The sequence below is a fragment of the Amycolatopsis sp. NPDC045836 genome, from assembly GCF_056431745.1.
In genome coordinates this window covers 424,120-443,325 of the sequence record NZ_JBWKKF010000002.1, presented here as the reverse complement: position 1 = coordinate 443,325, position 19,206 = coordinate 424,120, and the positions used below count along the sequence as shown (strand labels likewise).

Here is a 19,206-nt window from a genome sequence, read left to right as displayed (position 1 = left end):
TCGACAGGGGCAGCCGCCCGTCATCCCCGTGGTGCCCGCCGCGGGGCACGCGCAGCCGATGCGCATCGAGCCGTCCGGGGAGCAGCACCCGGCATCGGCGACCACCGGGGCCGACGAACCGCCCGTGGCGCCCACCGAGGAGGCACCCGGGCGCCGGCGCAAGTGGCCGTGGATCGCCGCCGCGCTGGTGGTGTTGCTGGTGCTCGGCGGGGGTGCGGTCGCGGCGGTGCAGCCCGCGGTGGCCAACCGGCTCGAGCTGCCGTGGGCGCCCAACAAGCCCAAGGGGGAACCGCCCGCGGCGCAGCAGGTGGTCCGCCAGCTCCGGGCGCCGGGGACCTCGGCGCCGAGCCCGACGGCGGACGGGGTGGAGGCCGCGCTCAAGGAGGCGTCCGGGGCCGCCGCGCTCGGCACGCTCAGCGGCAGCGTGATCGACCCCGCCACCGGCACCGCGCTGTGGGCGAAGGACGCCGACAAACCGCTGACCCCGGCCTCCACCACCAAGGTGCTCACGGTCGCCGCCGCCTTGCTGGCGATGGACCACGGCCACCAGATCTCCACCAAGGTGGTGCAGGGCGCCGACCCGAGCACCGCCGTCGTGGTCGCGGGCGGTGACCCGACGATCAACTCCCTGCCCGCGGGCAAGGACTCCGTCTACCCCGGCTCCGCCCACCTCGACGACCTGGTCAAGCAGGTCAAGGAGGCCACCGGCGGCAAGATCGAAACCGTCCAGCTCGACCTCGGCGTCTTCCAGGGCGGCGGCATCGGACCGGGCTGGGCACCCGAGGACGTGCCGTCCACCTACGCCGCGGCCGTCGAGCCGGTGATGCTCGACGGTGGCCGCAGCAGCGCCACCGACGAGAAGTCGATGCGGGTGGCCGATCCGGCGAAGTCGTTCGCCGACAAGTTCGCGAGCAAGCTCGGCGCCACGGCGGGCGGCAACGCGAAGGCCCCCGAAGGGGCGAAGGTGCTCGGCGAGATCAAGTCCGCGCCGCTCACCGAACTGATCAGCAACGTGCTCAACCACTCCGACAACCTCATGGGCGACGTGCTCGCCAGGCAGACGGCCATCGCCACCGGGCAGGAGCCGTCGTTCGAGGGCGGGGCCAAGGCGACCATCGAGGTGCTCGAGAAGAACGGCTTCGCCCTCGACGGCGTGGAGCTGTTCGACGGCAGCGGCCTCTCGGTGGACAACCGGATCCCGGCGAAGGTGCTCGCCGAAGTGCTCGCGGTGGCCGCCGCCCCGGACGGCGGTGATCCGCGCACGGCCAAGCTGCGGCCGCTGCTCGGCGACCTGTCGGTGGCGGGCGGCAGCAGCGGACGGCTGGTCAGCCGGTACACCTCCGGGCCGGAGGAGGCGGGCAAGGGCTGGGTGCGGGCGAAGACCGGCACGCTGTCCGGGGTGAACACGCTGGCCGGGGTGGTCCTCGACAAGGACGGCCACCTGCTGGTGTTCGCGTTGATGTCGCTGGGTTCGGAGTCCGACGCCGCCCGCAGCGCGCTGGACGCGGTGGTCGCCGAGTTGCGCGGTTGTGGTTGCCGATGAGCCGTATCGTCGAAGCATGACCGTCCAGTCCCCGCAGTCCCCGGAATCCGCAGGCACCCGCTCGGTCGTCGACTGGTCGCTGGCCGCCGCCACCGGCGCCTTCCTGGTCCGCAGCGGACCGGTGGTGCCGCGTGAGGAAGCCGAAGCCGCGGTCACCGAGCTGCGCGAGCTGGCCGTGGTGGCCGAGGAGCACGTCCGCGAACTGACCGGGCTCGGCCGCGGGTTGCCGCTGCTGCCCGCCGCGGTGGTCGACCGCCCGGCCTGGGTCCGGTCCGCCGCCCGCGGCCTGGACGCGCTCACCAGCAAGGCGCTGGCCAGGGAAAAGGGCCCGTTCGCGCCGGTGCTCGCCGCGGGCGCGGGGGTGCAGACCGGGGTGGTGCTCTCGTTCCTCGCCTCGCGCGTGCTCGGCCAGTACGACCCGTTCGGCGGGCCCGGCCAGGAGGGCGAGCTGCTGCTGGTCGCGCCGAACGTGGTGGCCGCGCAGCGGGCGATGGACGTGCCCGCCACCGACTTCCGGATGTGGGTCTGCCTGCACGAGTGCACCCACCGGCTGCAGTTCACCGCGGTCACCTGGTTGCGCGACTACTTCGCCGACGAGGTGGAACGCCTGGTCGGCGGCCTCGCCGACGCCGACGGTCTCGGTGACCTGCTCGGCAAGCTGCCGGACACGATCAAAGAGGTGAAGAACCGGCGGAACCTCGCCGAACTGTTCCAGTCACCGCGGCAGCGGGAGGTGTTCGACCGGCTGCTGGCGCTGTCCACCCTGCTCGAAGGCCACGCGGACTACGTGATGGACGCGGTCGGCCCGGCCGTGGTGCCGAGCGTGGCCACCATCCGCAGCCGGTTCACCGAGCGCCGCAAGGGCGGTGGCCTGCTCGACCGGCTCCTGCGCAGCCTGCTCGGCATCGACGCGAAGATCCGCCAGTACGCCGAGGGCGCCGCGTTCACCAGGCACGTGGTGGCCAGGGCCGGGATGGACGGCTTCAACGCCGTGTGGACCTCGCCGAACACGCTGCCCACCCGGGCCGAGATCGCCGATCCCGACGCCTGGCTCCGGCGCATGGGCCGGTGAAGCCGGATCCCGCGGTCGCGCGGGTGCGCCGCGCGGTGCGGGAGTTCTTCGGCGAGCCGCTGCGGACTTCGGCGCTGACCTCCGGTGAACTCGGCGTCGCCGTCTCGGGCGGGGCCGACTCGCTCGCGCTCGCCGAGGCCGCCGCGCACACCGGGCACCGGATGGGCCTGCGGGTGCGGGCGCTGGTGGTCGACCACCGGCTGCAACCCGGGTCCGCCGAGGTGGCCGCGCACGCGGCGGCGACCGCGCGCGAGCTCGGCGTGGACGAGGCGACCGTGCTGCCGGTGGAGGTGACCGGGCCGGGCGGTCCGGAGGCGGCGGCGCGCAGGGCCAGGTACGCGGCGCTGGCCGGGGCCATGCCCGGCGCGCTGGTGCTGCTCGGGCACACCCGCGACGACCAGGCCGAGACCGTGTTGTTGGGGCTGGGGCGCGGGTCGGGGCCGCGGTCGGTGTCCGGGATGCACCCGCTCGACCCGCCGTGGGGCCGCCCGCTGCTGGACCTGCCGCGGTCGGCGACCGAAGCGGCGTGCGCGGCGCTGGGCGTCGAACCGTGGTCGGACCCGCACAACGCCGATCCCCGGTACACCCGCGTCCGCCTGCGCCGCGAAGTGCTGCCGCTGCTGGAGGACGTGCTGTCCGGCGGGGTCGCCGCCGCGCTGGCCAGGACCGCGAAGCAGCTGCGGGAGGATTCCGAGGCGCTGGACCAGCTCGCCGACGAGGTGCTCCTCGGCGCCCGCAACGGCCCGGTGCTGGAGATCGAGCCGTTGCTCACCGCGCCGGCCCCGCTGCGCCGCCGGGCGTTGCGGCGGTGGCTGCTCGACGCCGGCGTGCGCGACCTCACCGACGCCCACCTGCGGTCGGTCGACGATCTGGTGGGCGCCTGGCGGGGGCAGGGCGGTGTTTGGCTACCCGGCGACTTGGTGGCCGGGAGGGCGCATGGCAGGCTGACCGTGCTCCCACCCGGACGTACCAAGAGTTAAAGGGGACCCCCGTGTACGAAGGCGACCTCGCCTCCGTGCTCATCACCGAGCAGCAGATCAAGGACAAGATCACCGAACTGGCCGAGCAGGTCGCCGCGGACTACCCGCCCGGCGGGACCGACCTGCTGCTGGTCGGCGTGCTCAAGGGGGCGGTCATGTTCATGACCGACTTCGCCCGCGCGCTGCCGGTGCCCGCCCAGCTGGAGTTCATGGCGGTCTCCTCGTACGGCTCGGCGACCTCGTCGTCGGGTGTGGTGCGCATCCTCAAGGACCTCGACCGCGACATCGCCGGGCGGGAGGTGCTCATCGTCGAGGACATCGTCGACTCCGGGCTCACCCTGTCCTGGCTGCTGAAGAACCTGGCCAGCCGCAACCCGGCCTCGCTGCAGGTGTGCTCCCTGCTGCGCAAGCCGGAGGCGGTGAAGGTGGACGTGCCGGTCAAGTACATCGGGTTCGACATCCCGAACGAGTTCGTCGTCGGCTACGGCCTCGACTACGCCGAGCGGTACCGCGACCTGCCCTACATCGGCACGCTGGACCCCAAGGTCTACTCCTCCTGACCGCCGGAAAACCCGGAACCGCGGCACCGGAGAACGCGTCATAGGTGCGCATCGGGTGCGTTAACCTGTGCGAAGGACGGATCTCGCCGCGCCGTGGACGCGGCCCGGACCTGGGGACAGAGGAGAGGCAGGATGGGGAACAGCAGCTTGGCGGACGCCGCCGCCTTCCGCAACGCCGCGGCCACCGGCCAGGTGGGGGTCGACCCCGACGCGGCCCAGACCGTGCTGAACAAGATCCGCACGGGCAAGGACGCCGTCGAGGCGCTGCTCAGCGGGGCGGGCACGCTGGCGGAGCCGCCGAAGCTCGGCGCGAACCCGGTCGGCCAGGCCATCGCCGCGAAGGTTTCCCAGCGCGCGGACGGCGGCGGGGACTCCTACGCCACCGCGCTGAAGAACCTGCTCTTCCAGTACGAGCAGGCCGAGCAGGGCATTCTCGCCGCGATGAAGCACTACCAGGACTTCGAGCACGACACCGTCAACGCGCTCAACGGCCGCGCGTGAGACTCAGGGGGTAACCGAGCATGGCACCGCAGGATGGGTCGAACGTCCCACTCGGGGACAACTCGTCGACCGTCGACATCGTGGAGAGCGCCCGCGGCCGGAACGACGGCCCGGACATCGGCAGCGACCGCGCGATCACCAATCCGCCGAACTGGCAGGCTCAGGAGAGCCAGCAGCTCTACGACGGCGCCACGGTGAACAACGACCCCGGCACCGCCGAGGCCACCAGCCAGGTCTGGACCCAGCACAGCAAGGAGCTGAACCAGGCGGCCAACGACCTCTACAACGCGATCAGCGAGCTGGGCGCGGCGTGGGTCGGGCAGGGCGCCGGTGCCGCGCAGGGCACGCTGGTGGCCATCGCCAACTCCAGCGCCACCGCTTCGGAAGCGGCGAGCACCATGTCCACCCGGCTCGCCCAGCAGGCCGCCGCGGCGGCCGAGGTGAAGAAGATGCCGGCGCCGAAGCAGTTCGACCCGCAGAAGCAGACCGAGGCCATGCTGGCGGGCGGCCCGGCCGCGATGGTCGCCGACATGAAGGCCCAGTCGGACGCCGCGAACGAGGTCAAGGCCCAGCAGGTCGCCTTCTTCAACCGCTACACCCAGGCGATGTCCGAGGTGGACAGCACCACGCCGAGCTTCGGCCCGGAATCGCTCGGGCTCAAGCCGTTCACCGGCTCCGGCGCGTCCGGCCTCGGCCTGACCGGGATCGGCGCGGGGGTGCCCTCGGTCGGCGGTGCCTCGGTCACCGGCCCGTACGGCGGGTACGGCGCCGGCGGGTACGGCGGTGAGACCACCGGGCTGGGCAACAGCTCGTCCGCCGCTGCGGGTGCCTCGGTCAGCTCGGCCACCACGCAGGCCGGTTACGTCGCGCCCGGCCAGGGCGCCGGGGTGGGGACCGGCGTGGGTGCCGCCCCGACCCCGCCGCCCGCCGCGCCGGCGGGCAGCCCGGCCTCCGCACTGGGTGCCGCGGGTCTCGGCGGTGCCGCCGGGCTCGCCGGTGGCCGCGCGCTGGGCAGCGGCAACCGCAGCGGGGCCACCCGCTCCGCCGCGTCGGAGACCGGTGCCGCCGCGCAGGCCCAGCCGAACAGCGCGGCCAGCGCGACCCCGCAGAACCCGGGCCTGGTCTCGGCCTCCGGCACGATCGGCGGGCAGGGCACGCCGCCGCCGATGGGCATGGGCGGCCTGGGCGGGGCGCACGGCGCCCAGGCGCAGGAGGAAGAGGAGCACACCCACGCCTCGTTCCTGATCGAGCCCGACCCCGACGACGCGTTCGGCGCGAACGAGGCCACGCCGCCGCCGGTGATCGGTGCTTGGACCGACGACGAGGACCGTTAATGGCGCAGGCGGAGCTGCTGACTCCGCTGGAGCTGGATTTCCTGTGGGAGTCCTACGGCGGCGCCGAGTTGCCGTATCCGCTGAAGGCCCGCTCGCACGGTGACACCGTGGACGAGCGGGCCACGCTCCGGCAGCAGGTGCTGACCGGCCTGGTGCGGCGGGGGGTGGCCGACGACCGCGGCCGCCCCGAGCCGCACATCGAGGACTGGTTCGGCGTGCTCGCCGGCCCGGAGCTGAGCCTGGATTCGGTGCACATCCCGAACCCGGGCGTCGAGCCGATCCTGGCGGTGGTCTCCGCGCTCGGCGGGCAGGGCCTGCTCGCCGTGCAGGACCACCGCGGCCTGCACCTGCACCAGACCCCGGCGGACGGGCTGGCCAGCGCCGTCGTCGGACTGCTGCCGCCCGCCCCGCGCGGCAGCGAGAAGTCCATCACCGTGCCGCTGGAGCAGCTGATCTCCGGTTCCGGGGTGGACTTCATGCAGCGCCGCGGCCCGGCCGGGGCCGACGGCCGGTCGAGCGCCGACGAGGACCGCAAGGCGCTGGCCCGGCTGCACGCCCAGCCGCGGCTGCGGGGTGGCCAGATCGGCGCCAACGCCCGCAACCGGATGGGCGGCCGGGTGCGCACCCCGGTGCTGAGCTGGTTCGACACCGAGTCGGGCCGGTACTTCACCCAGGCCACCCGCGGCCGCGACGGCCGTGACTGGATCACCATCGCCCCGGCGGACGCCGCCACGCTGCGGAACCGGCTCGGGGAGATGCTCGCGGGCGCCGCCAGCGACGCCGGCGCCGCCCGCATCTGAAACACCGGAAAACCCGAGGAGGAAGCAAGTTGGCCCCCGCACCGGAGTTCTTCTCGCCGATGGCGTTCGACTTCCTCTGGGAGGCGATGAACATCGGGGAACTCCCGTACCCGCTGCGGGTGCGCTCGCACGGCGCGAGCGAGGACGAGCGGATCGCGCTGCGGCACCGGGCGAACGCCGAGCTGAAGGCCCGCGGCATCCGGGACGCGCACGGCAGGCTCGAACCGCACGTGGAGGACTGGCTGACCCTGCTGGCCCGCCCGTCGACCAGCATCGACGCCCTGCACCTGCCGGACTTCCAGGCCCCGCCGGTCGGGGTGCTGGCCGCCTCCGACGGCCGGGACGCGGTGGTCGCGGTGCAGGACAACGACGGCATCTGGCTGCGGCAGGCCTATCCGGAGAGCCTGGTCTCCTCGGTGGTCGACCTGCTGCCGCCCGGCCCGCGCGGCACCGAGGCGTCCATCACGCTCTCGCTGCAGGAGGCCGTGCGCACCGCGCCGAAGCGGCCGGTGCTCTCGGGTGCCTCGAAGGAGGCGCCCAAGGAGCGCCGCCGGGCTTCGCTGGCCGACCGCCCGAGCGATCCGCGCGAGGCGTACGCCCTGCTGTCCGGGCAGCCGCGCATCCGCGGTGGTCAGCTCGCCGCGAACACGCGGAACTCGCTGGGCACCCGCCGCCGCTCGCCGGTGCTGGCCTGGTTCGACACCTCGACGGGCCGGTACCTCAGCCTGTCCCGGCCCGGCCGCGACGGGAGCGAATGGGTGACCGTGGCCCCCGCCGACCCGAAGACGCTGCGCAGCCGCCTCGGTGAGATGGTGGCCACCCTCGAGGGCGCCCGGTAGGGAACCCGGACGGGCGGACATCCGTTGACCTGCGGGAGGCTCGCACGGGTGTCCGTTCCACGTGGGCGGTACCCTGGTGGGACGCGTAGCCCCGTGCGCCGCTGAACTTGTCAAGAACGTGACGGCGGATGTCACACAAACCGCCTAATCAGGGAGGGCTGAGGCCGACCCCGGCCGAGCACTATGGACCGCAAGCGCCTGCTCAAGAACCCACTGCTGTGGATCCTCGCCCTCGTCCTGCTCTACTTCGTGTTCTCCACGATCTTCGACAGCGATCGCGCCTACACGCAGACCCCGACGTCCCAGGCGATGGCCCAGGTGACCAGCGGGAACGTCAAGGAGGCGAACCTCGAGGACAAGGAGCAGCAGCTCAAGCTGACCCTGGCCAACCCGATCGAGGTCGACGGCAAGCAGGTCACCCAGATCCGCACGCAGTACCCGGCCGAAGCCGGTGACGAGATCTACAACGGGCTGATCCAGGCCAAGAACAACGGCCAGCCGATCAAGTTCGGCACCACGGTCAGCCAGGACTCGATCTTCACCCAGCTGCTGATCTACATGATCCCGCTGGCGCTGCTGCTGCTGTTGCTGATGTGGATGATGAACAACGCCCAGGGTGGCGGGAACCGCGTCCTCAACTTCGGCAAGTCGAAGGCCAAGCAGCTCAACAAGGACATGCCGAAGACCACCTTCGGGGACGTCGCCGGGGCCGACGAGGCCGTGGAAGAGCTGTACGAGATCAAGGACTTCCTGCAGAACCCGGCGCGCTACCAGGCGCTCGGCGCGAAGATCCCGAAGGGCGTGCTGCTCTACGGGCCGCCCGGTACCGGTAAGACGCTGCTGGCCAGGGCCGTGGCCGGGGAAGCCGGGGTGCCGTTCTACACGATCTCCGGTTCGGACTTCGTGGAGATGTTCGTCGGTGTCGGTGCCTCCCGGGTGCGCGACCTGTTCGAGCAGGCCAAGCAGAACGCGCCGTGCATCATCTTCGTCGACGAGATCGACGCGGTCGGCCGCCAGCGCGGGGCCGGTCTCGGCGGCGGGCACGACGAGCGCGAGCAGACGCTGAACCAGCTGCTGGTCGAGATGGACGGCTTCGACGCCCGCGGCGGCATCATCCTGATCGCCGCGACCAACCGCCCGGACATCCTGGACCCGGCGCTGCTGCGCCCCGGCCGGTTCGACCGCCAGATCCCGGTGTCCGCGCCGGACATGCGCGGCCGCCGCGCCATCCTGGCCGTGCACTCCAAGGGCAAGCCGATCGCGCAGGGCACCGACCTCGACGCGCTGGCCAAGCGCACGGTCGGCATGTCCGGTGCCGACCTGGCCAACGTGATCAACGAGGCGGCGCTGCTCACCGCCAGGCAGAACGGGCACGTGATCACCGACGCCGCGCTCGAGGAGTCGGTGGACCGGGTGATCGGCGGGCCGGCCCGCAAGAGCCGGATCATCTCCGAGAAGGAGAAGAAGATCACCGCCTACCACGAGGGCGGGCACGCGCTCGCCGCGTGGGCGATGCCGGACATCGAGCCGGTGTACAAGCTGACCATCCTGCCCCGCGGGCGGACCGGCGGCCACGCGCTGCTGGTGCCCGAGGACGACAAGGAGCTGATGACCCGGTCGGAGATGATCGGGCGCCTGGTCTTCGCGATGGGTGGCCGGACCGCCGAGGAACTGGTGTTCCACGAGCCGACCACCGGGGCCTCCTCCGACATCGAGCAGGCGACCAAGATCGCCCGCGCGATGGTCACCGAGTACGGCATGAGCGCCCGGCTCGGCGCGGTCAAGTACGGCCAGGAGCAGGGCGACCCGTTCCTCGGCCGGTCGGCGGGCCGTCAGGCGGACTACTCCCTCGAGGTCGCGCACGAGATCGACGAAGAGGTCCGCAAGCTGATCGAGACCGCGCACACCGAGGCGTGGGAGGTGCTCAACACCTACCGCGACGTGCTCGACGAGCTGGTGATCGAGCTGCTGGAGAAGGAGACCCTCCAGCGCAAGGACCTGGAGCGCATCTTCGCCACGGTGGAGAAGCGCCCGCACATCACCGTGTTCAACGAGTTCGGTGAGCGCACCCCGTCGGACAAGCCGCCGATCAAGACCCCGGGTGAGCTGGCCATCGAGCGCGGTGAGCCGTGGCCCCCGCCGCAGGAGAAGCCGGTGGTGCGCCCGGCGCCGACCCCGGTCGGCACCGCGCCCGGTGGCGGTGACCTGCCCGGCGGGCCGCCGCACGGCGCGCCCGAGCCGCCGCCGAACCCGAACCCGTTCGCCCCGCCACCGCCCGGTGGTTACCCGAACGGCGCCCGGCCGCACGCCGGTCCCAACGGCACCGCGAACTGGCCGCAGCCCTACGGTGCCCAGCCGCCGTACCAGCCCGGTGGTTACGCGGGCCCGCCGCACTACGGGGCGCCCCCCGGGTGGACCCCGGCCACCTCGCCGGGTGGTCAGCCCGCCCAGCCGTGGCGTCCGGCGGACCAGCCGCCGCCGTCCCCCGAGCAGGGTGCTCAGCGGCCGGATGGCGACGATCAGGACGGCCAGCAGCAACGCTGAGCACCGGGTCGGCGATGATGGACCGGTGTTCGATCAGGAACGTGCGGAGAAGGCCGTGCGCGAGCTGCTGCTCGCGTGCGGTGAGGACCCGGACCGCGAAGGTCTGGTGGAGACCCCGGCGCGGGTGGCGCGGGCGTACCACGAGATGTTCGCCGGGCTGTACAGCAATCCGGACCAGGTGCTGGACCGCACCTTCGACGAAAGTCACGAGGAGCTGGTCCTGGTCACCGACATCCCGATGTACAGCACCTGCGAGCACCACCTGGTGCCGTTCCACGGGGTGGCCCACGTCGGGTACATCCCGAACTGCCACGGCAAGGTGACCGGGCTGTCGAAGCTGGCCCGCCTGGTCGACCTCTACGCCAAGCGCCCGCAGGTGCAGGAGCGGCTGACCTCGCAGGTCGCCGACGCGCTCGAGCGCAAGCTGGAGCCGCGCGGGGTGATCGTGGTGGTCGAGGCCGAGCACCTGTGCATGGCGATGCGCGGCATCCGCAAACCGGGTGCGCGCACCACCACGTCGGCGGTGCGGGGCATCATGCGGACCTCGCCCACCACCCGGGCCGAGGCGCTGAACCTGATCAAGAGCCGTCGATGAACTGGGCGTTGCCCGAGCCGGGGCGGTGCGCGGTGATGGGCGTGCTGAACGTCACGCCCGACTCCTTCTCCGACGGTGGCCGCTACCTCAGCACCGACGCGGCGCTCGCGCACGCCCGCGAGATGTGGGCGAGGGGCGCGGACGTGATCGACGTCGGCGGGGAGTCGACCCGGCCGGGTGCGGCCAGGGTGGACGCGGCCACCGAGATCGAGCGGGTGCTGCCGGTGGTCCGGGCGCTCGCCGAAGAGGGCATGGTGCTCTCCGTGGACACCACGCGGGCCGCGGTCGCGGCGGCGGCGGTGGAGGCCGGGGCGCGGATCATCAACGACGTTTCGGGTGGGCTCGCCGACCCCGACATGGCGAAGGTGGCCGCGGCCACCGAGGTGCCGTGGGTGCTGATGCACTGGCGCGGGCACAGCCGCGAGATGAACCAGCTGGCCGTCTACGGCGACGTGGTCGCCGAGGTGCGGACGGAGCTGTGCGAGCGGGTCGACGCGGCGCTGGCCGCCGGGGTCGCTCCCGGTGCGCTCGTGCTCGACCCCGGGCTCGGCTTCGCCAAGCGCGCCGAGCACGACTGGGCGTTGCTGCACGGCCTCGGTTCACTGCTCGACCTGGGCTTCCCGGTGCTGGTCGGGGCTTCGCGGAAGCGGTTCCTCGGCCGGTTGCTGGCGGACGACGCGGGTGAGCCGCGCCCGCCGTCCGGTCGCGAGCACGCCACCGCGGCGGTGTCCGCGCTGGCCGCCGCGGCCGGGGCGTGGGGGGTGCGGGTGCACGAGGTCGGCGCCTCGCTGGACGCCGTCGCCGTGGCCGCCGCCTGGAGGCGGGGATGACCGATCGCATCACGCTGACCGGGTTGCGGGTGTTCGGGCGGCACGGGGTGTTCGAGCACGAGAAGCGCGACGGGCAGGAGTTCGTCGTGGACCTCACCGTCTGGCTGGACCTCGACGAGGCCGCCGCCACCGACGACCTGACGAAGACGCTGCACTACGGCGAACTGGCGCAGCTGGCCGCGGACATCGTGGCCGGTGAGCCGTACGACCTGATCGAGAGCGTCGGCGGCCGGATCGCCGACGAGGTGATGAAGGACTCGCGGCTGCACGCGGCCGAGGTGACCGTGCACAAGCCGTCGGCGCCGATCCCGCTCACCTTCGACGACGTGGCGGTGACCATCCGCCGGTCGCGGCGGGGGGCGCGGGGATGAGCCGGGCGGTGCTCTCGCTGGGGTCGAACCTGGGTGACCGGCTCGGGTTCCTCGCTTCGGTGGTGACGGCGCTGCGGCCGGTCGCGGTGTCGAGCGTGTACGAGACCGAGCCGTGGGGGGTGGCGGACCAGCCGGACTTCCTGAACGCGGTGTGCGTGGTCGACGATCCGGCGCGCGACCACTGGGCCTGGTTGCGGGCCGGGCAGGAGCTGGAGCGGGCGGCGGGCCGGGTGCGCGAGCAGCGCTGGGGCCCGCGCACGCTGGACGTCGACGTGGTGACCGTCGACGGCGTGCGCTCGGCCGACCCGGAACTGCTGCTGCCGCACCCGGGTACCCCGCAGCGGGCGAGCGTGCTGATCCCGTGGCTGGAGGTCGAGCCGGAAGCCGTGCTGCCCGGTCACGGGCCGATCGCCGCGTTGCTCGCCGCGCTGCCCGAAGCGGACCGCGCGGGGGTCCGGAAAATCGGCTCGCCGGAGTCGATCGCACCGCAGTGGGGTGGCGGCCCGTCGACGACCCCGCCCCGTTGCTGACCTGGGCGCGGCGCGCGGGTGCCGGCCCGATCGGCCCGGCACCCGCCACCCCCGGCGGTCCCGAAGTGCTCACCGAGCACGTCGACCCCATCGCCGACGGCCTGCTCACCACCGCCGAGCAGCTCCGCCGGGCCGTGGACGGCTACACCGGCCTCGGCGCCGACGAGGTCGTGCTCTGCTGCCGGGCCGCCGACCCGGGCCAGGTGGACCGGCTCGCGGAGGCGTTCTTCTAGTCGATCGCCGCCCGCATCGCTTCGGCGAGCCACTGCACGGCGGGTGCCTGGGTGGGTATCGGCGGCCAGCCGTTGATGACGGCGAGCAGCTGCCAGTACCGCTCGGCGCGTGGATCACCGCCTTGGCCGAATCGCTCCAGGACTTCACGCCGATACAACACGTCGGCGGGGTCCCGGTCGCCGGCCGAGGCGGTGAACAACTCGTCGGCAACGGCTCGTCCTTCCGGGGAATCCGGTGCTACGCCGGATGCCAGCGCGTCGTTCGCCCGTTGGAAGAACTCCTCGTACGGCGGTTGGTCGGCGGGTGCCATCGACTCGCCGTTGTCGCGGGCCGCCGAATGCGCTTCGCTCATCGCCCGGATCAACGCGCGGAACTCGGGGTCCTGCACCAGTTCGGCGAACTCGATCCACGCTTCGAGCTGCTCGGCGGACGGGTCCTCCGGCAACTCGGGCTTCGCCGAGCGCATCCGGTCGTAGAACTCCTGGTTGACGTTGAGCCCGTCGACCATCTCGTTCCAGAACTCGTCGATCAGCCGACGCCGTTCTTCGTCGGACATCGAGGCCAGCCTGTTCATCAGCTTCACTTCCTCCAGTTCGGATCCGCGTTTCGCGACCGCGCGCAGGACCGATCGGCGCAGCCGGAGCCGCCGGATCTGCTCCTCGAGCGCGTCGACGTGCAGAGCGGCGAGTTCGGCCACGGTGGTCTGCCCGGCCAGTGCGCGTTCCACCTCCGGCAGGCCGAGCCCCAGTTCACGCAGGGTCTTGACCAGTTCGAGCCGGGCCATCGCCTGCGCGTCGTAGAGCCGGTACCCGGCGTGGGTGCGGCCGGTCGGCGGCAGCAGGCCCTCGTCGGAGTAGAACCGGATGGTCTTCACCGGCAGGCCGGTCCGCCTGGCCAGCTCGCCGATGGTGAACCGCACACCTCGCATGCTGAAGCCTCCAGTCACTGGAGAGTCAAGCCTGCCAGGTCCGGCTGGGTACCGTGGCGTAATGCAATTCACCAGGCCCCGCGAACTCGTCGTCGCCGGGCTGCTCGGCCTCGTCCTCGGCTTCGCGCTGTTCGAACTGTTCTACGGCGACCTCCCGAGGTTCCCGCTGCTCGCCGGGCTGCCGCTGCTGATCCTGGCCGCGGTGGAGGCCATTCTCGGGTTCACGCTCCGTAGCCGGATCCGATCCGGTCGGGTACTGGACGCCATCGGTGTGGCCCGGGCGGTCGCCCTGGCCAAGGCCAGTTCGCTACTGGGCGCACTCATGCTTGGTGCGTGGCTCGGCGCGTTGGCGTACCTTGTTCCGCGCGGTGGTGAACTCGCGGCCGCCGCTGGTGACACGCCCGGCGCCGTGTTGGGGGCGCTCTGCGCGGCCGTGCTCGCCGGCGCCGCGTTGTGGCTCGAGCACTGCTGCCGCGCGCCGGAACCGCGTGATCCCGATCATCGGGGGCGGCCGACCGGTTAACGCACAGACTCCACCGTTCGAAGTACCGAACAGGTCTCGGTCGGGTTACCAGAAGGTACGGTGTTGAGCATGACTGGCGTGGGTGACGACTCGCGCGGCCACCGATCCGGTAGGCCGTGGCTCGTAGTCGGCTTTGCCCTCGTGGTCGCCGCGACTCTCGCCCTCGTGCTCGCCCAGGACCTCCGCTGGCTGCGACTGGGCATCATCGCCGCCCTCTGGGCCGCGTTGATCGGTGCCTTCATCGCCGCCAAGTACCGCAAGCAGGTGACCGCCACCGAGGACGAGGTGGCCCAGGCGCAGGCGGTCTACGAGCTGGAGCTGGAACGGGAGATTGCCGCGCGCCGCGAGTTCGAGCTGGAGATCGAGGCGGAGAGCCGCGAACGGGCCCAGGAGGACTCGCGCGAGGAGCTGGACGCCCTGCGGGCCGAGGTGATCGCCCTGCGGGAGAGCCTGCAGTCCCTGTTCGGCGGTGAGGTGCTGTTCGAGCAGGTGGCGCTGACCGCGCAGGCGACCAGGATGCGCTCGCTCAACGAGGACCACCAGCGCCTGGTGCAGGCCGCCGGTTCGAAGGCGAAGCCGGCCCAGATCGCCGCCGCGAAGCAGGCCGCCGACCCGGACCCCGGCGACCGGCCGACCGAGCTGATCGAACGGGTCATCGAGCGCAAGGTGGTCACCCACCCCGAGCGCCGCCGCCGGATCATCGACGCGGAGACCGTGCAGAAGCCGGGCGAGAGCTCGCAGAGCCTGCCGAACGTGCTCAACCCGCCGTCGGCCCAGCCCCCGCGCCGCCCGGAGCCGGAGGACGCCGGTCCGCCGACCCGCCGGGTGCGCCCGGCCGAAACCGTCGGCCCGGCCGCCGCGCGGGCGAGCAAGGCCGCGGGCGAGGCCAGGGCGGACGCCGCCCGCCGCCAGGCCAAGCAGGCCGAACTGGACAACGCCGCCGCCCCGAAGCGCCGGGTGCCGCCGCCCGCGCCGCAGCCGGAGGAACGCCGCCCGCGCCGGGAGGACCTGACCCGTCCCGGCATCACGCCGCCGCGGCCCGCCGCGCCCAAGCGGGCCCCCGAGCCGGTCAAGCCGCCCGCCGCGAAGCCCGCCGCCGCCCGTACGGAACCGGCGCCCGACCGCTACCTGCCCACCGGGCGGCCGACCGAGCTGTCGAAGGAGTTCGACCTCGACTGGTCGGCCGAGCCCAGCTGGGAGTCCGGTGGCCGCAACGGCACCAGCCGCGGGTCCCGCAACGGCGCCGCCCAGCCGCCGCGGACCGGTGGCCGCCGCCGCGCCGAGCACACCGGTGAGTACGAGCCCGTGCCGCCGAAGGCCCCGAAAACGCCCCAGCAGCCCCAGCCGCCCCGAGCGCCGGAGCCGAAGCCCGAGCCCGCTCGCGCGCAACGGCCGTCGGAGGCCGCCGCCAAGCAGAACCCGACGCTGCCGCCGTCGGTGCGGGCCATCCAGAGCGAAGGCCGCCCCGGTGGCCGTCGCCGCCGCAGCGAGGACGAGGGCTACCAGTCCTCGGCGAGCCTGCCGCTGCCGAAACCGGCTGCTCCCCAGGGCGAACCCGCCGAGCCCGCTCAGCCCAGCAGCAGCGGTGGTGGTGGGCGCCGTCGCCGCGCCGAAGGCGAGCCGCCGTCCTGGGAACGCCTCGCCGAGGCCACCCCGGCCAACGGTTCCCGGCACGGCGGTGGGCACACCGGCCATGCGAAGCCCGACGCCGAGGAACCGGAGGGCACGCATGCCGCGGGCCGGTCGGTCAACGAACTGCTGGCCGCGCACGGCGGGGGCAAGACCACCCCGCGCCGCCGCCGCCGGGCCGAGGACTGACCGCCGACCGGAGGACAGGGCGCTGCTCCGGACGGCACTGCGTAGGGTCTGCAGACCGTGATCGCCACTTCGACGGCCCAGCGACGGCACCGGCCGCGCCGGATCACCGTGCTGCTCCCGGTGCTGGGGCTGATCCTGCTGGCCCTGTGCGGCCTGGTCCTGTTCGGCGTGCTGACCTCGCGGGTCGGCGTGCTCGCCGTGGTGATCGGCGTGGTGGCCGCGCTGCTCCCGGTCGGAGTGGTCACCGCGGTGTTCCTCTGGGTGGACCGCTGGGAGCCCGAACCGGCCCGGCTGCTGCTGATCACCTTCGCCTGGGGCGCGCTGGTGGCCACGGCCACCGCGCTGCTGATCAACAACACCGCGGAGACCGTCGGCGACCTGCTGCTGGGCAGCGGCAACGGCAGCACGTTCAGCGCGGTGGTCTCGGCGCCGCTGGTCGAGGAGGCGGCCAAGTCGGCCATCGTCTTCCTGGTGCTGCTGCGCCGCCGCAAGGAGTTCGACGGCGTGGTCGACGGCATCGTCTACGCCGGGTTCTCCGCGGCCGGGTTCGCCTTCACCGAGAACATCTACTACTTCGGCCGGGCGTTCGCGGAGAACGGGTTCGGCGACGGCACGCACGCCGGGGTGCTCGCCGCGTTCATCCTGCGCGGGGTGCTCTCGCCGTTCACCCACCCGCTGTTCGCCGTGTTCACCGGGCTGGGCATCGGGCTGGCCGCGCGGTCGGCGAGCCGCCCGGTGCGGGTGCTGGCCCCGCTGGGCGGTTACCTGGCCGCGGTCGCGCTGCACGCGCTGTGGAACGGCGCGGCCACCATCGGCGGTGCCGACGCCTTCCTCAACATCTACTTCCTGATCATGGTGCCGATGTTCATCGGGGTGGCCATGCTGGTGGTCTGGCACCGGCGGCGCGAGCAGCGGATCGTGGCCGCCGCCCTGCCCGCGATGGCCACCGCGCGCTGGATCGCGCCGTCCGAAGTGGACCTGCTGGCCAGCCTGCCGGGCCGCCGGAAGTGGCGGCGGCAGGCGGCGAAGGAGTCGGGCCGGGCGGCCGCCCGCGCGGTCGGCACCTACCAGTCGGCGGTCACCGAGCTGGCCTTCCTGCGCCGGGCGATGGCCACCGGCACGGCCTCGCCGGACGCCGAGGCGCACCACGGCGAGCTGGTCACCGCGCTGCGCTCGGCCAGGGCCGAAGCGGTCCGGTTGTCCAGGCGGAACGCACCGGCGAAGGGGCACCGGACCGGGTGAAGCTCATCACCTCCCTGCCGACACCGCCGGGTCCGGGGGCTAATCTCGCCCGGACTTGCGACAGGCCGGGCGCGATGGGGCGGGACCGGAACGCATGAGGGAGCATGAACCGGTATGAGCGTCGGAGACAGCCGCGCCACGGACCGTCCGGCCAGACTCGCCGTCGGCGTGGTTTCGGCGGGCCGGGTGGGCAGCGTGCTCGGTGCCGCGCTGACCAGGGCCGGGCACACGGTGATCGCCGCCTCCGGGTTGTCCGCCGGTTCCGTCCGCCGGGCCGAGCGGCTGCTGCCGGGGGTGCCGCTGCTGCCGCCGGACCAGGTGGTGCGCAGCGCCGACCTGGTGCTGCTGGCGCTGCCGGACGACGCGCTGGCCGGCATGGTCCGCGGCCTGGTGGCCACCGATTCGCTGCGCCCCGGCCAGATCGTGGTGCACACCTCGGGCGCGCACGGGGTGGAGATCCTGGCCCCGGCGGCGGGGGCCGGGGCGCTGCCGCTGGCACTGCACCCGGTGATGACCTTCACCGGCCGCGAAGAGGACATCGAGCGCATGGCGCACTGCTGCGTCGGCGTGACCGCCGCCACCGGTGACGACGCGGCGTGGAACGTCGGCGAGGCGCTGGTGATGGAGATGGGCGGGGAGCCGGTGCGCATCCCCGAACCCGCTCGCCCGCTGTACCACGCCGCGCTGGCCCACGGCGCGAACCACCTGGTCACGCTGATCGCCGACTGCGCGCAACTGCTGCGCGGCGCCGGGATAGCCGACGCCGAGCGGGTCCTCGGACCGCTGCTTTCCGCGGCATTGGACAATGTGCTGCGTCAGGGCGATCGCGCGCTGACCGGACCGGTGGCCAGGGGCGACGCCGGAACCGTTCGGGCGCACCTGGCGGTGCTGGCCGAACGCGCGCCCGAGCTGTCGCCCGCCTACACCGCGCTGGCCCGCCGCACGGCGGTCCGGGCCGCGGAGGCCGGGCTGCTGGCCACGGACACCGCGGCCGAGCTGACCGGCCTGCTCGACGACCACGCCCGAGGGGCTGATTCCTGAATGACCACACCGAAAACCGCGCCGAAGTTCACCAGGGGCGGGCTGAACAGCTACCAGCGGCCCGCCGACCTGCGCCGGGTCACCTCGGCGCTGCGCCGCGTCGGGCACCAGGTGGCGCTGGTGCCGACCATGGGCGCGCTGCACGCCGGGCACCGCGAACTGCTGCGCCGGGCCAAGCGGCTGCCGAACACCGTGGTCGGCGCGTCGATCTTCGTGAACCCGCTGCAGTTCGGCGAGAACGAGGACTTCGACGCCTACCCGCGGCCGCTGGAGCGCGACCTGGAGGTGCTGGGCGAGGCCAGGGCGGAGTTCGCCTTCACGCCGGCGGCCGCGGACCTCTACGGGCCCGGCGCCCAGGTGACCGTCCACCCCGGACCGCTGGGGGACGAGCTGGAGGGCGCCGCCCGGCCCGGCCACTTCGCCGGGGTGCTGACCGTGGTGGCGAAGCTGTTCAACATCGTCCGCCCGGACTACGCGTTCTTCGGCGAAAAGGACTACCAGCAGCTGGTCCTGATCAAGAAGATGGCCGCCGAACTGGACTTCGAGACCAGGGTGATCGGCGTGCCGACCGTGCGCGAAGCCGACGGCCTGGCGCTCTCCTCGCGCAACGCCTACCTGTCCGAAAGCGAGCGGGCGGACGCCGTGGTGCTGTCGAAGGCGCTGACCGCGGGTGCGCACGCCGGCCGCGAAGGCGCGGCGGCGGTGCTCGACGCGGCGCGGGCCACGCTGGCCGCCGTACCGCGGGTGGACGTGGATTACCTGGAACTCCGCGGGAACGATCTCGGCCCGGCCCCCGTCGATGGGGAAGCACGGTTGCTGATCGCCGCACGCGTGGGCCGCACGCGCCTGATCGACAACGTATCCGTCCTGCTCGGCGCGGCCGCCGAGCACGGCATCCCGACCGGGGAGTAGCGAGCAGTC

Annotated in this window: 20 protein-coding genes; 19 read left to right on the top strand and 1 reads right to left on the bottom strand. The window is 73.1% G+C overall.

Annotated elements, in window-relative coordinates:
* Window positions 1–31: 31 nt before the first annotated feature.
* The 14 genes from dacB (at window position 32) to AC07EG_RS04870 (ending at window position 12,732) form a co-directional block, all read left to right on the top strand.
* A complete protein-coding gene (dacB, locus tag AC07EG_RS04935) occupies window positions 32–1,543 on the top strand; it encodes a D-alanyl-D-alanine carboxypeptidase/D-alanyl-D-alanine endopeptidase (RefSeq protein WP_478251679.1) in 1,512 nt (503 codons plus the stop codon).
* Window positions 1,544–1,559: 16 nt separating this feature from the next.
* Window positions 1,560–2,615, top strand: a complete 1,056-nt coding sequence (locus AC07EG_RS04930; protein WP_478251678.1) for a zinc-dependent metalloprotease — start codon at window positions 1,560–1,562, stop codon at window positions 2,613–2,615.
* The gene (gene tilS / locus AC07EG_RS04925) at window positions 2,612–3,595 is read left to right on the top strand and encodes a tRNA lysidine(34) synthetase TilS (RefSeq protein WP_478251677.1); all 984 of its coding nucleotides are present in this window, start codon (window positions 2,612–2,614) and stop codon (window positions 3,593–3,595) included. Before AC07EG_RS04930 ends, tilS begins: the two co-directional genes overlap by 4 nt.
* Window positions 3,596–3,606: 11 nt before the next feature.
* Window positions 3,607–4,155 (top strand): hypoxanthine phosphoribosyltransferase, encoded by a 549-nt coding sequence (hpt, locus tag AC07EG_RS04920; protein WP_478251676.1) that lies wholly within the window; start codon window positions 3,607–3,609, stop codon window positions 4,153–4,155.
* Between the two features lie 132 nt (window positions 4,156–4,287).
* Window positions 4,288–4,656 carry a hypothetical protein gene (locus AC07EG_RS04915; RefSeq protein ID WP_478251675.1) on the top strand — a complete coding sequence of 123 codons (369 nt, stop codon included), beginning with the start codon at window positions 4,288–4,290 and terminating at the stop codon, window positions 4,654–4,656.
* Window positions 4,657–4,676: 20 nt separating this feature from the next.
* Window positions 4,677–5,990 (top strand): hypothetical protein, encoded by a 1,314-nt coding sequence (locus tag AC07EG_RS04910; RefSeq protein ID WP_478251674.1) that lies wholly within the window; start codon window positions 4,677–4,679, stop codon window positions 5,988–5,990.
* The gene (locus tag AC07EG_RS04905; protein ID WP_478251673.1) at window positions 5,990–6,790 is read left to right on the top strand and encodes an ESX secretion-associated protein EspG; all 801 of its coding nucleotides are present in this window, start codon (window positions 5,990–5,992) and stop codon (window positions 6,788–6,790) included. The genes AC07EG_RS04910 and AC07EG_RS04905 overlap by 1 nt, the downstream gene beginning before the upstream one ends.
* A 59-nt stretch (window positions 6,791–6,849) precedes the next feature.
* Window positions 6,850–7,629: an ESX secretion-associated protein EspG gene (locus AC07EG_RS04900; RefSeq protein ID WP_478251767.1), complete on the top strand. Its 780-nt coding sequence runs from the start codon at window positions 6,850–6,852 to the stop codon at window positions 7,627–7,629.
* Between the two features lie 183 nt (window positions 7,630–7,812).
* Window positions 7,813–10,173 (top strand): ATP-dependent zinc metalloprotease FtsH, encoded by a 2,361-nt coding sequence (gene ftsH, locus AC07EG_RS04895; protein ID WP_478251672.1) that lies wholly within the window; start codon window positions 7,813–7,815, stop codon window positions 10,171–10,173.
* Window positions 10,139–10,768 (top strand): GTP cyclohydrolase I FolE, encoded by a 630-nt coding sequence (gene folE, locus AC07EG_RS04890; RefSeq protein WP_478251671.1) that lies wholly within the window; start codon window positions 10,139–10,141, stop codon window positions 10,766–10,768. Before ftsH ends, folE begins: the two co-directional genes overlap by 35 nt.
* Window positions 10,765–11,598 carry a dihydropteroate synthase gene (gene folP, locus AC07EG_RS04885; RefSeq protein ID WP_478251670.1) on the top strand — a complete coding sequence of 278 codons (834 nt, stop codon included), beginning with the start codon at window positions 10,765–10,767 and terminating at the stop codon, window positions 11,596–11,598. Before folE ends, folP begins: the two co-directional genes overlap by 4 nt.
* Window positions 11,595–11,969, top strand: coding sequence for a dihydroneopterin aldolase (gene folB / locus AC07EG_RS04880; protein ID WP_478251669.1), 375 nt, complete (start codon window positions 11,595–11,597; stop codon window positions 11,967–11,969). The genes folP and folB overlap by 4 nt, the downstream gene beginning before the upstream one ends.
* Window positions 11,966–12,499, top strand: coding sequence for a 2-amino-4-hydroxy-6-hydroxymethyldihydropteridine diphosphokinase (folK, locus tag AC07EG_RS04875; protein WP_478251668.1), 534 nt, complete (start codon window positions 11,966–11,968; stop codon window positions 12,497–12,499). Before folB ends, folK begins: the two co-directional genes overlap by 4 nt.
* Complete coding sequence (locus AC07EG_RS04870; protein WP_478251667.1) at window positions 12,493–12,732, top strand: hypothetical protein; 240 nt, start codon at window positions 12,493–12,495, stop codon at window positions 12,730–12,732. Before folK ends, AC07EG_RS04870 begins: the two co-directional genes overlap by 7 nt.
* On the opposite strand, the gene AC07EG_RS04865 is transcribed toward AC07EG_RS04870, so the two are convergent.
* The gene (locus AC07EG_RS04865) at window positions 12,729–13,661 is read right to left on the bottom strand and encodes a helix-turn-helix domain-containing protein (RefSeq protein WP_478251666.1); all 933 of its coding nucleotides are present in this window, start codon (window positions 13,659–13,661) and stop codon (window positions 12,729–12,731) included. The two genes, AC07EG_RS04870 and AC07EG_RS04865, sit on opposite strands and share 4 nt — an antisense overlap.
* Window positions 13,662–13,722: 61 nt before the next feature.
* Between AC07EG_RS04865 and AC07EG_RS04860 the strand changes: the two genes are divergently transcribed.
* The 5 genes from AC07EG_RS04860 (at window position 13,723) to panC (ending at window position 19,197) form a co-directional block, all read left to right on the top strand.
* On the top strand, window positions 13,723–14,184 hold the full coding sequence (locus AC07EG_RS04860) for a DUF3180 domain-containing protein (protein ID WP_478251665.1): 462 nt from the start codon (window positions 13,723–13,725) through the stop codon (window positions 14,182–14,184).
* A 141-nt stretch (window positions 14,185–14,325) separates the two neighbouring features.
* A complete protein-coding gene (locus AC07EG_RS04855) occupies window positions 14,326–16,002 on the top strand; it encodes a DUF6779 domain-containing protein (protein ID WP_478251664.1) in 1,677 nt (558 codons plus the stop codon).
* Window positions 16,003–16,110: 108 nt separating this feature from the next.
* Window positions 16,111–17,244 (top strand): PrsW family intramembrane metalloprotease, encoded by a 1,134-nt coding sequence (locus tag AC07EG_RS04850; RefSeq protein WP_478251766.1) that lies wholly within the window; start codon window positions 16,111–16,113, stop codon window positions 17,242–17,244.
* Window positions 17,245–17,358: 114 nt separating this feature from the next.
* Window positions 17,359–18,285, top strand: a complete 927-nt coding sequence (locus AC07EG_RS04845) for a Rossmann-like and DUF2520 domain-containing protein (RefSeq protein WP_478251663.1) — start codon at window positions 17,359–17,361, stop codon at window positions 18,283–18,285.
* Window positions 18,286–19,197 carry a pantoate--beta-alanine ligase gene (gene panC / locus AC07EG_RS04840; protein ID WP_478251662.1) on the top strand — a complete coding sequence of 304 codons (912 nt, stop codon included), beginning with the start codon at window positions 18,286–18,288 and terminating at the stop codon, window positions 19,195–19,197.
* Window positions 19,198–19,206 lie beyond the last annotated feature (9 nt).

Excerpts from the sequence above, each read along its gene's own strand:
- AC07EG_RS04900 (WP_478251767.1), top strand. The coding sequence starts at position 6,850 with ATGGCGTTCGACTTCCTCTGGGAGGCGATGAACATCGGGGAACTCCCG.
- AC07EG_RS04905 (WP_478251673.1), top strand. The coding sequence starts at position 5,990 with ATGGCGCAGGCGGAGCTGCTGACTCCGCTGGAGCTGGATTTCCTGTGG.
- ftsH (WP_478251672.1), top strand. The coding sequence starts at position 7,813 with ATGGACCGCAAGCGCCTGCTCAAGAACCCACTGCTGTGGATCCTCGCC.
- AC07EG_RS04930 (WP_478251678.1), top strand. The coding sequence starts at position 1,560 with ATGACCGTCCAGTCCCCGCAGTCCCCGGAATCCGCAGGCACCCGCTCG.
- AC07EG_RS04915 (WP_478251675.1), top strand. The coding sequence starts at position 4,288 with ATGGGGAACAGCAGCTTGGCGGACGCCGCCGCCTTCCGCAACGCCGCG.
- folK (WP_478251668.1), top strand. The coding sequence starts at position 11,966 with ATGAGCCGGGCGGTGCTCTCGCTGGGGTCGAACCTGGGTGACCGGCTC.
- panC (WP_478251662.1), top strand. The coding sequence starts at position 18,286 with ATGACCACACCGAAAACCGCGCCGAAGTTCACCAGGGGCGGGCTGAAC.
- AC07EG_RS04845 (WP_478251663.1), top strand. The coding sequence starts at position 17,359 with ATGAGCGTCGGAGACAGCCGCGCCACGGACCGTCCGGCCAGACTCGCC.
- AC07EG_RS04910 (WP_478251674.1), top strand. The coding sequence starts at position 4,677 with ATGGCACCGCAGGATGGGTCGAACGTCCCACTCGGGGACAACTCGTCG.
- folB (WP_478251669.1), top strand. The coding sequence starts at position 11,595 with ATGACCGATCGCATCACGCTGACCGGGTTGCGGGTGTTCGGGCGGCAC.
- AC07EG_RS04865 (WP_478251666.1), bottom strand. The coding sequence starts at position 13,661 with ATGCGAGGTGTGCGGTTCACCATCGGCGAGCTGGCCAGGCGGACCGGC.
- AC07EG_RS04860 (WP_478251665.1), top strand. The coding sequence starts at position 13,723 with ATGCAATTCACCAGGCCCCGCGAACTCGTCGTCGCCGGGCTGCTCGGC.
- folE (WP_478251671.1), top strand. The coding sequence starts at position 10,139 with ATGGCGACGATCAGGACGGCCAGCAGCAACGCTGAGCACCGGGTCGGC.
- folP (WP_478251670.1), top strand. The coding sequence starts at position 10,765 with ATGAACTGGGCGTTGCCCGAGCCGGGGCGGTGCGCGGTGATGGGCGTG.